A 13,255-nucleotide genomic window follows, 5' to 3' on the forward strand; every position below is an offset into this window, starting at 1 on the left:
CTCAGCCGGTCCATCTGCGGTCCGCCCGCAGCCGCTCGGCCAGGTCCCGCTCCGCCTCCGTGAACGCCTCCTCCGACTCGCACGGCCAGTGCCCCAGGATCGGCGGCGGCACACTGTCGTACGGCGGCGGCACCACGTCGTCCGGGTCGGTCAACCGCTGATCCACCGTCGCCGTCGGACCGGTCGGCTTCGCGCGGTCGCCCGGCCGTTGCGGGGCGAAGATCCAACCGCCGATGGAGTCGGTGTCGCGCCACAGGTTCGTCCAGCGCCACCCGACCCGCTCACCGATCTCGCGCAGCGCCCCGTCGTTGACGTAGGTGGGGAACAGCCGCGAGTACAACCGCTGCAACGGCGACCCGTAGGTCAGCAGGGCGACCCGGTCGGTGACCCGGGGCGGCAGTTGCAGCACCGTGGCGGCGAGCAGCACCGAGCCGTGGCTGTGCCCGGCCAGCAGCACCGACTCGCCCTGGTCGACAAGGTAGGTGATCCGACGGGCCAGCTCCGGCACGGCCCGTTCGGCGTAGCAGGGCGGAGCGAAGGGGTGTGCGGCCCGCGGCCAGAACGTGCCCAGGTCCCACAACACGCCCACGTATCGGCGGAACTGCGCCGTCCGGTACGCGAAGATTCCGCCGATCACCAGCCCGAGGATGATCGCGGCGATCACGTAGCTGCCCATCCCGATCAGGAAGTCGACCATGCCGGCGGGCACGCCGACGTAACGCTGGATCGCGTCGCCCGGATGGAGCTGGAGCAGGCCCAGCACGCTGGTGGCCAGGCCCAGCGCGGCCAGCCCGGCGTAGACCACGGTGAGCGGTATCAGCCGTTCGGTGAACCGGGCCCGTGCGACCGTCCGCTCGACCTGGCGCAGCCGCTCCGCCGCCTCCGGCGGCGCGTGCGGAAAGTCGGCGGCCACGATCGCCGCCGCGGTACGCCACCGCTCGCGGCGGGTCAGCACCGTGACCACGCCGCCGACCAGCAGCGCGGTCAGCACCGCGATGAAGAACCCGAAGATCGCCCACATGTACGCCAGGGGAGGGCTGGTGACCAGGCGTCCGGCGGTCTGCCCGTCGCGGTCCAGCAGGTCCGACACCCGGTAGACCAGCTCGGCGGAGAACGCCACGGCGAGACCCGCGGCCACCGTGACGAAGACCGGCGCTCCCAGGGCGCGCAGGGCAGATCTCCCCGGCGTCGCGCTCCTTCGCCAGATGACCACGACGGCGAGCACGGCCAGCAGCGCGGTCTGGCTGACGAACAGCCAGGCCACGATGGCGCCGTACCCGGGCAACTCGCCGGCCTGCGGCCACGGCCTCCGACTCCGGACGGTGTGCGCGATCACCAGGATGGTCAGACCGCAGGCGATCGTGCGCAGCCCGCGGGTGAGCCCGTCGACCCGGGTCGACGGGATGGGCTGGTCGAGGGGCCGCACCACGCAGAGCAGCACCACGCAGGCGACCAGCACCGCGCCGGTGGCCACGAGCAGCGCCACCATCTCCCCGGTGGCGCCCTGGCTGGCGCGGGCGGCCAGCAGGCTGCCGTCGAGGGTGGCGAAAGCGGCGGCGACGTGCACCGAGCGCAGCCGGCTCACCAGCGGCATGCCGTCCCACTGGCCGACCGCACTCAACTCGTGCACGGACGCCGAGGGCTCCCGGGTCCGGAACGCGTCGAACGAGTGGCCCGAACGCGCGGCCAACCACCACACGACCCCGACCGCACCGATCGGCACCAGGGCCAGGACCCCCAGGCGCAGCCCCGGCGAGCGCCCGCCGAGCCAGGACAGCCAACTCCGCTCGGCCAGGCAGGACGGGGTGCCCATGCAACGCCACGCGATGAGGTCCAGCGCCACCCCCACGATGGAGAGCACGTACAGCATGGTGAGGGTGAGCGCGAGCACCCGGCACAGCGCGATGATGACGTGCTTGTAGGCGGTGATGGGCGGGCACATCCAGAGCGCCACGTTGCAGAGCATGAACGGCAGCAGGAACACCAGCGACAGCGTCCGCACGGCCGTGCCGGACGGCAGGTCACTCCAGCGGTACGCCTCCAGCATCATCCCGTCCGTACCGGTGGCACCCGGGTAGCCGGGTCGCGTGCGGTAGAAGCCGCCGCTGCGGTCCCCGGCGACCTGCTCCACGTGCGGCCGGTCCAGCACCTGGTCCGCCCCCGCCCCGGAGACGCCGTGCACCCGCAGCTCCACGACGTTGCCGGACGTCGTCGGTCCGGTCGGCGACGCGTCCGCCATGGGCCCCCCGAGGTGTGCGCGGCAGCGCGGCGGACGTCGGCGTGCGGCCACCCGCGCGGCGACCCGGCTTACCCATCTCGGCCCCGACCAACCGCGCATCGGCGTCCGGACCGCCGGGCTCGGTGCGGCGTACCCCGGCCAGGTGGTTTCATGGGCGCCATGGCGAACCCGGTGATCCTGACCGTCGACGACGACCCGGTGGTGTCCCGGGCGGTGGCCCGGGACATCCGGCGCCGGTACGGCGACCGCTACCGCGTGCTGCGCGCCGCCTCGGGGCCGGAGGCGTTGGACGCGCTGCGAGAGGTCAAGCTGCGTGGTGAGCAGGTGGCGCTGCTGCTGGCCGACCACCGGATGCCGGAGATGACCGGCGTCGAGTTCCTGGAGGCCGCCATGGACATCTACCCGGCGGCTCGCCGGGTGCTGCTCACCGCGTACGCGGACACCGACGCCGCGATCGAGGCGATCAACGTGGTCGACCTGGACCACTACCTCCTGAAGCCCTGGCACCCGCCGGAGGAGAAGCTGTATCCGGTGGTGGACGGCCTGCTGGAGGCGTGGGCGGTCACCCCGGACGCGGCGAGTGCCGAGATCCGGGTCGTGGGTCACCGCTGGTCGGCGCCGTCGTTCAAGGTGCGCGACTTTCTGGCCCGCAACCTGGTGCCGTACCGCTGGCTGCTGGCCGACGATCCGGAGGGCGCCCGACTGCTCGACGCGGCAGGGGCCACCGAGGCCGACGTCCCGCTCGTGGTGACCGCCGAGGGAAAGGCGCTGGTCGCGCCGAGCCAGGCCGAGTTGGCCGGGCTGGCCGGGCTGACCGTGGTGCCGGCGTCGGACTTCTACGACCTCGTGGTGATCGGCGGCGGTCCCGCCGGTCTGGGCTCGGCGGTGTACGGCGCGTCGGAGGGGCTGCGCACCGTGCTCGTCGAGCGGCGGGCGACCGGCGGGCAGGCCGGCCAGAGCAGCCGGATCGAGAACTACCTGGGCTTTCCGGACGGCGTGTCCGGTGCCCAGTTGACCGACCGTGCCCGGCGGCAGGCGGTGAAGTTCGGCGCCGAACTGCTCAGCACGCGCGAGGTGGTCGGTCTGAGTGAGGCCGGTGGCGCCCGGCTGCTGCGCTTCGGTGACGGCACCGAGATCGCCGCCCACACCGTGGTGCTGGCCACCGGCGTCTCCTACCGGGTGCTCGACGCCCCCGGGCTGGCCGACTTCACCGGGCGGGGCGTCTTCTACGGATCCACCGCCACCGAGGCACCGAGCTGCGTCGAGCAGGACGTCTACATCGTCGGCGGGGCCAACTCGGCCGGCCAGGCCGCCGTGCACTTCTCCCGGTACGCGGCCCGGGTGCACCTGCTGATCCGGGGCGCGGACCTGACCACCTCGATGTCGCGGTACCTGATCGACCAGCTGGAACGGATCGACACGATCACGGTGCACCCGCACACCGCGGTGGTCGGCGGTGCCGGCCAGGACCACCTGCAACACCTCACCCTCTGTGACACCCGTACCGGTCAGGCCCGTTCGGTGGACACCTCCTGGCTGTTCATCTTCATCGGCGCCGAGCCCCGGACCGACTGGCTGGACGGGGTGCTGGTCCGCGACGGGCGGGGCTTCATCGTGACCGGTCCGGACCTGATGAGCGGCGGGCGGCGACCGGCCGGCTGGTCGCTGTCGCGCGACCCGTACCACCTGGAGACCAGCCTGCCCGGGGTGTTCGCCGCCGGGGACGTGCGGGCCGAGTCGGTCAAGCGGGTCGCTTCGGCCGTCGGCGAGGGTGCGATGGCCGTGTCGCTCGTGCACCGCTATCTGGAGGCCCAGTGAGCGCGAGGAGTGAGCCGGTTCTGCGAGCCCCGCAGTCGCGAACGAAGGAGGCCCAGTGAGCGCGAGGAGTGAGCCGGGTTTGCGAGCCCCGCAGACGCGAACGAAGGAGGCCCAGTGAGCGCGAGGAGTGAGCCGGGTTTGCGAGCCCCGCAGACGCGAACGAAGGAGGCCCAGTGAGCGCGAGGAGTGAGCCGGGTTTGCGAGCCCCGCAGTCGCGAACGAAGGAGGCCCAGTGACCAGCCAGTCTGATCGCCTGACGGCTGCGCAGCTGCGTACCCTGTTCCTGTTCGAGGCCCTCGACGACGGGCAACTCGACTGGCTGGCGGGGCGCGGCCGTGTCGAGCGGCGTGCCGGCGGCACGTTGGTGTACGCCGAAGGCGAGGCCGCCAGCTGCTTCTTCGTGTTGTTGCGCGGCGCGGTGGCGTTGAGCCGGCAGGTGCGTGGCGACGACGTCGAGACCAGCCGGACCGACCAGCGCGGGGTGTACGGCGGGGCCGTGCAGGCGTACCTGGGTGACCAGGTCGAGCAGGTCTATCGCAGCAGCCTGCGTGCGGTGAGCGACGCGGAGTTCTTCGTGCTGCCGGCGGGGGACTTCGCGCATGCCCTGCGGTCCTGGTTTCCGATGCCGATGCACCTGCTGGAGGGGTTGTTCTTCGGCATGCGGGACAGCCAGACGATCGTCGGCGAACGGGAGCGGCTGCTGGCGCTCGGCTCGCTGTCGGCGGGGCTGACCCACGAGCTGAACAATCCGGCCGCGGCGGCGGTCCGCGCCACCTCGGTGCTACGCGACCGGGTCGCCGGGATGCGGCACAAGCTGGCGATGGTCGCCGACGGCCGGCTGGACGGCCGGGCGCTGCACGGGCTTGTCGCGTTGCAGGAGGAGGCGGTGGCCCGGGTGGCGACCGCGCCGACGCTGACCCCGATGGCGACCGCCGACGCCGAGGACACCCTCACCGACTGGCTGGAGGAGCGCGGGGTGAGCGGCGCCTGGGACCTGGCGCCCATCCTGGTGGGCGGCGGGCTCGACACGGCGTGGCTTCATCGGGTGAAGGAGGCGGTCGGTCCGGCGGATCTGGAGGCGGCGGTGCGCTGGCTCACCTACACCGTCGACACCGAGCTGCTGATGCGTGAGATCGGTGACGCGGTGACCCGGATCTCCGGTCTGGTCGGCGCCGCCAAGCAGTACTCCCAGCTGGACCGCGCGCCGCACCAGGTGGTGGACGTGCACGACCTGCTCGACGCCACGCTGGTGATGTTCAAGGCGAAGATTCCCGCACGGGTCAGGCTGGTCCGCGAGTACGACCGCGGGCTTCCACCGGTCCCGGCGTACGCCGCCGAGCTGAACCAGGTGTGGACCAACCTGATCGACAACGCGTTGGGTGCGATGGGGGAGCAGGGCGTCCTGACGGTACGCACCGGTCGTGTCGGTGACCTGTTGACGGTGGAGGTCACCGACACCGGCCCCGGCATTGCGCCCGAGGTGCGTCCCCGCATCTTCGAGCCCTTCTTCACCACCAAGCCCGTGGGCGCGGGCACCGGCTTGGGGCTGGACATCTCGTACCGGATCGTGGTCCACAAGCACCACGGCGACATTCGGGTGGAGACCGAGCCCGGGCGGACCACCTTCCGGGTGCTGCTGCCGATCGGCGACGGACCACCGTCGTCCTGACCCACCCGAACTGGCACGCTGGGCGACGCAGGACACGCCATTGGCACACGCGTGCGACGCGCCGGTTACCTGAAGACACCTGACGGTTGCGGGCAGTAGTCTCGGGCGGCGTCCGTGATCCCGCCCGGAGGAGGGTCCGTGGAGTCGATGGCCCGGCAGCGCACCGGTTTCCAGGACGACGACGAGCCGGGCGATCCGCCCCCCGAGACGATGCTGCCGGAGCTGGAGGATCGCGAATGGCTGCACCACGCCCAGGAGTTCGCGCACACCAGCTTCTGGGCGGTGGCCCGCCGGCTGCCCCGGTTGGTCCGGGAGGCGGTCGGGCTGGCCTGGGCCACCAACCACCGGGACGCTGTCGCCTCCATCGGTCTGAACGTCGCCGCCGGGGTGATGACCACGTTCGGCCTGCTCGCCACGACCAGCGTGCTGCGTGAGTTGTTCGCCGCCGGCCCCACCCCGGACCGGGTCCGCGCGGCCCTGCCGGCGCTGATCGTGGCCGCGGCGGCGGTGTCGGCGCGCGGCGGGCTCGCCATCGCGGCCGGGTGGGCGCAGGCCCGACTGACCCCGCAGATCAACTATCAGGTGGAGCTGCGGCTGTTCGAGGCCACGACGGCGGTGGACCTGGCCGCGTTCGACGACGCGGGCTTCGCCGAGGAGATGGACCGGGCGCGGGATCGGGGAATGGCGGAGGCGGCGTACATCGTGGACCACACCGTCAACCTCGTCACCGGTGTGGTCGGGATGCTCGCCACCGCGGTGGCGGTGACCGTCATCCAGCCGCTGCTGCTGCCCTGCCTGCTGCTCGCGGCGATACCCCAGGCGATCACGGCGGTGCGGATGGCCCGCCGGGAGTACCTGGCGATGCTGGCCGCGATCACCCGTCGACGTCGGATGTGGATGCTGGCCAACCTGATGGCCAACCGGCGCACCGCCGCCGAGGTGCGCGCCTACCAGATGCGTGACTTCCTGCTGGCCGAGTACCGCGGGGTGATGGCCGTCGAGACCCGCGCCCAGCTGCGCCTGGTGCGCTCGCAGACCGGCACCCGGGTGGTTGGCGCCACCGTGGCGGGGCTGGCCACCTTCGGGGTGTACGCGGTCCTCGGTGGCCTGCTGCTGAACGGGCTGGTTGCCCTCGCCGCCGCGGCCACCGCCCTGCTCGCCCTGCAGTCCGCGCGGACCAGCCTGGGCGTCGCCGTCGTCGCCACCAACTCGCTGTACGAGGACGCCCTCTACTACCAGGACTACCGCGACTTCCTCGACCGCGCCCAGACCAGGGTGCCGCTGGGCGGTGACCGGGTGATCCACGCCGTCGACGCGATCGAGGTGGACGGCGTGAGCCTGCGCTACCCGGACATCGACGAGCCGGCGGTGGACCGGGTCAGCCTGACCGTCCGGCGGGGCGAGGTGATCGCCCTGGTCGGCGAGAACGGCTCCGGCAAGACCACCCTGGCCAAGCTGATCGCGGGGCTCTACCGCCCGACCGGCGGGGTGATCCGCTGGGACGGCGTCGACGCCGCCGAGTTGGACCCGCGCGCCCTCGGCGCCCAGGTGGCCGTCATGACCCAGGAGTGGTGGAAGTTTCCGTTCACCGCAGGGCAGAACATCCGGGTCGGCCGGCACGACCGGCCTGCGGAGCAACCCGGTCCGAGTGTGCAGGAGGCCGCCGGATCCGCCGCCGCGCACGACATGATCGTCGGTCTGCCGTACGGCTACGACACCCTGCTCGACCGGGAGTTCAAGAACGGCCACGAGCTGTCCGGTGGGCAGTGGCAGCGGCTGGTCGCCGCACGGGGTCTCTACCGCGACGCCGCCCTGCTGATCTGCGACGAGCCGTCCGCCGCCCTGGACGCTCGCGCCGAGCACGCCCTGTTCCAGCACCTGCGCCGCCGACCCGACCGGGCGGTCGTCCTGATCACCCACCGGCTGGCCAACGTCCGGCACGCCGACCGGATCTTCGTGATGGACCGGGGTCGACTCGTCCAGCAGGGCAGTCACGACGAGCTGATGGCGGCCGGCGGCCTCTACCGGGAGCTGTTCGACCTCCAGGCCGCCGGCTACCTCGCCGGCACCGACGACTCCGTACCCCGCTGACACCGGCCGGTGCCGCGCAGGCCGATGCCCCGTGGGATGACCACGAAGTGGGCGCTCAGCCGCCGGCCCGACCGGTCAGGAAGTCGGCGAGCACCCGGGTGTGGGTGGAGAACGCCAGCTCGACCGGGTCCGTGAGCACCAGCCACTCGGTCGCCTCCTCGGTCGGCGCCGACGGCGGCAGCTCCTCGACCGGCCGCTCGGGCAGCACCCCGAAGACCATCATGGTGCCGCCGGCCGGTGCGCCGTGCACGGCGAACAGCCGGACGTCCCGCGCCGCCGCCACCAGCCCGGTCTCCTCCCGCAGCTCACGGACCAGCGCGTCGGACCACTCCTCGCCGTACTCGATGAAGCCGCCGGGCAGCGCGAGCAGCCCGCGCGCCGGCTCGATGTCCCGGCGGACCACCACCACGCCCAGGCCCCCGGCGGTACGCACCGGCAGCACCGCCACCGCGACCGGCAGCGGGTTACGCCAGACCGTCTCGCCGCAGGCCGCGCAGACCCGCGGCCACCCGGCCGCCGCCGGGTAGGCGACGCCGCAGGAGGAGCAGTGCGAGTACGGCGTACCGGTCATGCCGCGCCACGTTACCCGCACCGCCGCCGTGGTCCTCGGGTCGGCGGCGGCTCGGGTGGGGTGCTCAGGCGGCCGGGGCGCCGGTGTAGAAGGCGGTGGTGCGCTCGGCGGCGGCCTTCGCCTCGTCGGCGTCGGTGCCGGCGGCGATGCTCGCCTCGCCCCACAGTTGGCTGCTCGCTTCCATGAAACGACGCCCCTCGTCGGAGGCGCTCCACTCGACGCTCTGCTCCGGCGAGACCCCGCTGCCGTCACCGGCCAGGTACGAGGCGAGCCCGAGCAGCCCCAGGTCCCAGCCGACGCCGACGGCCCCCGGCCCGAACTGGGTCCACCGGTCCTGGTCGACGTGCGCGATGTGATCCAGCTCGAAGCGGGCCTGCTCCTTGCCGACCGGGGTGATCCGCACCTCGATCCAGCTCACCTCACCGCCGTACTCCCAGGTGGCGGTGAGGCGGTGCGGCGGCTCGCAGCTCTCGATGGTGCCGCCGGCGTTGCCCTGGAGCTGGTAGGTGCCGTGCAGCCGCAGATCGCCGGAGATGGGCAGGAACCAGCGCGGAATGCGCTCGGCGTTGGTGCAGGCGTCCCAGAGGTCCTCGACCGTGGTGCGGTAGGTCTGGCTGATCGTGGACACCCGGGCCTCGCCGGCCTCCAGGGTGCGGCTGCCGACCTGGCGCTGGACGGCGTTGATCTGCTCGGTCGCGTCGATCATCGTGACTACCTCTCCTCGGGAGGGTCGGCGGGCGCGCTGGGCCGACGCTCGCGTCGACCCCGGGCCAGCTCGGTGGCGAGTGCCGCCAGGGGCGGTGTCCAGAACCGGCGGAAGTGCCCAAGCCAGTCGTCGACCTCCCGTAGCGGGTGCGGGTCGACCGCGTAGAGCCGACGGGTGCCCTCGGGCCGCACGGTGGCGAAGCCGTTGTCCCGCAGCACCCTGAGGTGTTGGGACACGGCGGGCTGGGAGATGCCGAACTCGTCGCGGATGACCGCGTTGACCGCGCCGGCGGTCTGCTCGCCGGCGGCGAGCAGCTCCAGGATGCGGCGCCGGACCGGATCGCCCAGCACGTCGAAGGCGTGCACGACGACAGTTATATCAGCATTGGCTTATTTAAGCCATGGCCGGTAGAAGCTTCTCCAGTCGGATCGGCAGGTCGCGCACCCGTACGCCGGTGGCGTGGTGCACGGCGTTGGCGATCGCCGCGGCGGCACCGACGATGCCGATCTCACCGATGCCCTTCACACCGGCCGGGTTCAGCTCGGCGTCCTGCTCGTCGATCCAGTACGCGTCGATCCGCTCCACGTCCGCGCAGCCGGTGATGTGGTACGTGGCCAGGTCGTGGTTGACCCAGTCGCCGTACCGCTCGTCGAGCACGCCCTCCTCGTGCAGGGCCATCGAGATCCCCATCGTCATGCCGCCGATGAGCTGGCTGCGCGCGGTCGTCGGGTTGACCACCCGACCGGCGGCGAACACCCCGAGCATCCGGGTCATCCGCACCTCGCCGGTGTCGGTGTCCACGCGGACCTCGGCGAACTGCGCCCCGTACGCGTACCGGGGCAGTTGGGCCTGCTCGCGCACCTCGTCGGCGGTGCTCGCCTCGGCGGTCACCTCGCCGTCGGTCGGCACCCCGCCGGGAACGTTCCTCAGCTTCTCGCGCAGCGCCGCACAGGCCCGGATCACCGCCCAACTCCACGAGGCGGTGCCCATCGAGCCACCCGCGATCCCGGCCGGCGGCAGGTCGCTGTCGCCGATCCGGATCTCCACCCGCTCCGGCGGAACTCCCAGCGCGTCGGCCGCGACCTGCCAGAGCGCGGTCCGGGCGCCGGTGCCGATGTCGGTGGCGTCGATCCGGAGCAGGAAGACGCCGTCGGGTCGGGCGGTGACCGCGGCGTCTGCGGCGCGTGCCCGGGCCGGGTAGCTCGCACCGGCCACCCCCGTGCCGATCAGCCAGCGCCCGTCGCGTCGAGCCCGGGGCGTCGGATCCCGGTCGGCCCAGCCGAAGCGGCGGGCGCCCTCGCGCAGGCAGGCCACCAGGTTGCGGCTGCTGAACGGCTGCCCCAGGTCGGGGTCGACCGCAGGGTCGTTGCGGATCCGCAGCTCCACCGGGTCGATGCCGACGGCGATGGCCAGCTCGTCCATCGCCGACTCCAGGGCGTACGCGCCGGGGCACTCGCCGGGGGCGCGCATCCAGAACGGCGTCGGCACGTCGAGGCGGACCACCCGGTGGGTGGTGCGCCGGTGCGGCGCGGCGTACATGCTGCGGGTGTAGACGGCGGTCTGCTCGGTGAACTCGCGCAGGGTCGAGGTCTGGCTGATCGCGTCGTGGCAGATCGCGGTGAGTCGCCCGTCGGCGTCGGCGGCGAGTCGGACCCGCTGGATGGTGGGAGTGCGGTAGCCGACCGGGCCGAACAGCTGCTGCCGGGTCAACGTGAGCCGGACCGGCCGGTCCACCTGCCGGGCGGCGAGGGCGGCCAGCACCACGGCTGCCTTGGCGTACCCCTTGCTGCCGAAGCCGCCACCGACGTGCTCGGCGACCACCCGCACCGCGTCCCGGGGCACCTCGAACATCTCGGCCAGGGTGGCCTGCACCGGCGCGGCGCCCTGGTTGGAGTCGTGCACCAGCAGCCGCCCGTCCCGCCACTGGGCCGTCGTGGCGTGCGGCTCCATCGGGTTGTTGTGGTAGGCCGGGGTCCGGTAGACGTGGTCGATCCGTACCGGCGCGGCCGCGTACCCGGCGTCGAAGTCGCCCTCGGCCGTGTCGGTCGGATAACTGGGGTTGACGTGGTCCGGCCGGTAGAGACCGGGATGGTCGGCGGTGAGCACCGTGCTGTGCGCTCCGGTGTCGTAGTCGATCCGGACCAGCCGGGCGCCCTCCCGAGCCGCCTCGATGCTGGTGGCGACGACCACCGCGATCAGCTGACCCCGGTAGTGCACCACCGGCTCCTGTAGCAGCCAGAGTTCCGGCTCGGGCGCGGGCGCCAGGCGGGGCGCGTTGCCGTGGTGCAGCACGTCGAGCACGCCGGGCAGCGCGAGCGCCGCCGCGGTGTCGAACCGGGTGATCCGTCCCCGGACCACCGCCGCCGGCACCGCCCAACCGTAGGTGACGTCGTCCACCGGGTACTCCACCGCGTACCGCGCGGTGCCGGTGACCTTCTCCCGGCCCTCCAGACGGGGGTACGCCCTCCCGACCGCACCGGTGCTCACGCCGGCGTCCCCTCGGCCAGCTCGGTGAGCGCCCGCACCGTGATGGCCCGCGTCAGCGGCAGCTTGAAGCCGTTGTGCCGCAACGGGCGCGCCTCGGCCAGCTCCGCGTCGGCGGCCCGCGCCGCCAGCTCCGGGCTGAACGGTCGACCCCGTAGTTCCTCCTCGGCGCGGTGGGCCCGCCAGGGCCGGTGCGCCACCGCCCCGTACGCCAGCCGGACGTCGCGGACCACCTCGCCGTCGAGGTCCAGCACGGCGGCCACCGAGCCCACGGCGAAGGCGAACGAGGCCCGGTCCCGCACCTTGAGGTAGGTCGAGCGGCGGGCAGCCGGCAGCGGCGGTAACCGGACGGCGGTGATCAGCGCGCCACGGGCCAGGGTGGTCTCCCGCTCCGGGTGCTCCCCGGGGCAGCGGTGCAGGCTGGCGATCGGCACGTCGCGGTCGCCGTCGGGCTCGTGCACCTCCACCACCGCGTCGAGTGCGGCCAGCGCGACCGCCAGATCCGATGGGTGGGTGGCCACGCACTGCTCGGACCAGCCCAGCACCGCCAGGTCGCGGTTCTGGCCGTGGAGCGCCGCGCAACCGCTGCCCGGCTCACGTTTGTTGCAGGCCTTGCCGGTGTCCTGGAAGTAGACGCAGCGGGTGCGCTGCAACAGGTTTCCGCCGGTGGTGGCCATGTTGCGCAGCTGCCCGGAGGCGGCGGCGAGCAGGGCGCGGGCCAGCACCGGGTAGTCCCGGCGCACCACCGGGTGGGCCGCCAGGTCGCTGTTGCGTACCGTCGCGCCGATCCGCAGCCCGCCGTCGGGCACCTCCTCGACGGTGTCCAGCGGGAGTCCGGTCACATCCACCAGCACGTCGGGGCGCTGCACGCCGAGTTTCATCAGGTCCACCAGGTTGGTCCCGCCGCCCAGGTACGCCGCCTGCGGCTCGGCGGCCAGGACGGCAACCGCGTCGGCCACGTCGGTCGGCCGGTGGTAGCGGAACGGTCTCACGTCGCCGCCGCCGTCTCGCGCACGGCCGCGACGATGTGCGGGTACGCGGCGCAGCGGCACAGGTTGCCGGCCATCCGCTCGCGGATCTCCGCGTCGGTCAACTCGATCGGAGCGGTGAGGTCATCGGTCACCGCGCTGGGCCAACCCTGGGCGACCTCGTCGAGCATCGCCCGGGCGGAGCAGAGCTGGCCGGGGGTGCAGTAGCCGCACTGGAACGCGTCATGCGCCACGAAGGCGGCCTGGAGGGGGGACAGCTCGTCCGGCCCGGCCAGCCCTTCGACGCTGAGCACGGACCGGCCGTCCACGGTGACGGCGAAGATCAGACAGCTCTTGGCCCGGCGGCCGTCCAGCAGTACCGTGCAGGATCCGCACTGGCCGTGGTCGCAGCCCTTCTTCGCCCCGATGAGGCCGAGCCGCTCGCGCAGCGCGTCCAGCAGCGTGGTGCGGTTGTCCAGGGTCAGCTGCCGGTGCTCGCCGTTGACCGCGAACGTCACCAGGGACGAGTGTCGCTCGTCGGTGGTTGTCTCGCTATCCGGTCTGCCCTGCACCGGCCCAGACTAGCGTTACCGGCACATAAACGGGCGAATAGCCCAAAGGCTCGAACGCGAGAGGTGGTCCGGATGCCAGGTGGGTCGGTTGGGTTAGTTGTGCCGCTGGGTCGGTTGTGCCGGTTGTGCCGGTTGGG

The 13,255-nt window shown here is 72.8% G+C and carries 10 protein-coding genes; 3 read left to right on the forward strand and 7 right to left on the reverse strand.

What is annotated here, in order from left to right:
* Nucleotide 1 precedes the first annotated feature (1 nt).
* Nucleotides 2-2,239 carry a hypothetical protein gene (locus ACLJN9_RS00580; protein ID WP_410808960.1) on the reverse strand — a complete coding sequence of 746 codons (2,238 nt, stop codon included), beginning with the start codon at nt 2,237-2,239 and terminating at the stop codon, nt 2-4.
* A gap of 150 nt (nt 2,240-2,389) precedes the next feature.
* Here ACLJN9_RS00580 and ACLJN9_RS00585 point away from each other — a divergent pair, with 150 nt between their 5' ends.
* The 3 genes from ACLJN9_RS00585 (at nt 2,390) to ACLJN9_RS00595 (ending at nt 7,817) form a co-directional block, all read left to right on the forward strand.
* Nucleotides 2,390-4,057, forward strand: coding sequence for an FAD-dependent oxidoreductase (locus ACLJN9_RS00585; protein WP_410808961.1), 1,668 nt, complete (start codon nt 2,390-2,392; stop codon nt 4,055-4,057).
* 232 nt (nt 4,058-4,289) lie between these two features.
* Nucleotides 4,290-5,726, forward strand: a complete 1,437-nt coding sequence (locus ACLJN9_RS00590; RefSeq protein ID WP_410808962.1) for an ATP-binding protein — start codon at nt 4,290-4,292, stop codon at nt 5,724-5,726.
* A gap of 147 nt (nt 5,727-5,873) precedes the next feature.
* Nucleotides 5,874-7,817: an ABC transporter ATP-binding protein gene (locus ACLJN9_RS00595; RefSeq protein ID WP_410809511.1), complete on the forward strand. Its 1,944-nt coding sequence runs from the start codon at nt 5,874-5,876 to the stop codon at nt 7,815-7,817.
* A gap of 55 nt (nt 7,818-7,872) precedes the next feature.
* Here ACLJN9_RS00595 and ACLJN9_RS00600 read toward each other — a convergent pair whose 3' ends face one another.
* The 6 genes from ACLJN9_RS00600 to ACLJN9_RS00625 form a co-directional block, all read right to left on the reverse strand.
* Nucleotides 7,873-8,388 (reverse strand): NUDIX domain-containing protein, encoded by a 516-nt coding sequence (locus ACLJN9_RS00600; protein WP_410808963.1) that lies wholly within the window; start codon nt 8,386-8,388, stop codon nt 7,873-7,875.
* Between the two features lie 64 nt (nt 8,389-8,452).
* Complete coding sequence (locus tag ACLJN9_RS00605) at nt 8,453-9,094, reverse strand: SRPBCC family protein (protein ID WP_410808964.1); 642 nt, start codon at nt 9,092-9,094, stop codon at nt 8,453-8,455.
* A 5-nt stretch (nt 9,095-9,099) separates the two neighbouring features.
* On the reverse strand, nt 9,100-9,459 hold the full coding sequence (locus tag ACLJN9_RS00610) for an ArsR/SmtB family transcription factor (protein ID WP_410808965.1): 360 nt from the start codon (nt 9,457-9,459) through the stop codon (nt 9,100-9,102).
* Between the two features lie 28 nt (nt 9,460-9,487).
* Nucleotides 9,488-11,581: a xanthine dehydrogenase family protein molybdopterin-binding subunit gene (locus ACLJN9_RS00615; RefSeq protein WP_410808966.1), complete on the reverse strand. Its 2,094-nt coding sequence runs from the start codon at nt 11,579-11,581 to the stop codon at nt 9,488-9,490.
* Nucleotides 11,578-12,570 carry an FAD binding domain-containing protein gene (locus ACLJN9_RS00620; RefSeq protein ID WP_410808967.1) on the reverse strand — a complete coding sequence of 331 codons (993 nt, stop codon included), beginning with the start codon at nt 12,568-12,570 and terminating at the stop codon, nt 11,578-11,580. Before ACLJN9_RS00620 ends, ACLJN9_RS00615 begins: the two co-directional genes overlap by 4 nt.
* Complete coding sequence (locus tag ACLJN9_RS00625; RefSeq protein WP_410808968.1) at nt 12,567-13,118, reverse strand: 2Fe-2S iron-sulfur cluster-binding protein; 552 nt, start codon at nt 13,116-13,118, stop codon at nt 12,567-12,569. The genes ACLJN9_RS00620 and ACLJN9_RS00625 overlap by 4 nt, the downstream gene beginning before the upstream one ends.
* Nucleotides 13,119-13,255: the final 137 nt, after the last annotated feature.

The organism is Micromonospora sp. 067-2, assembly GCF_046549295.1.
Lineage (GTDB): Bacteria > Actinomycetota > Actinomycetes > Mycobacteriales > Micromonosporaceae > Micromonospora.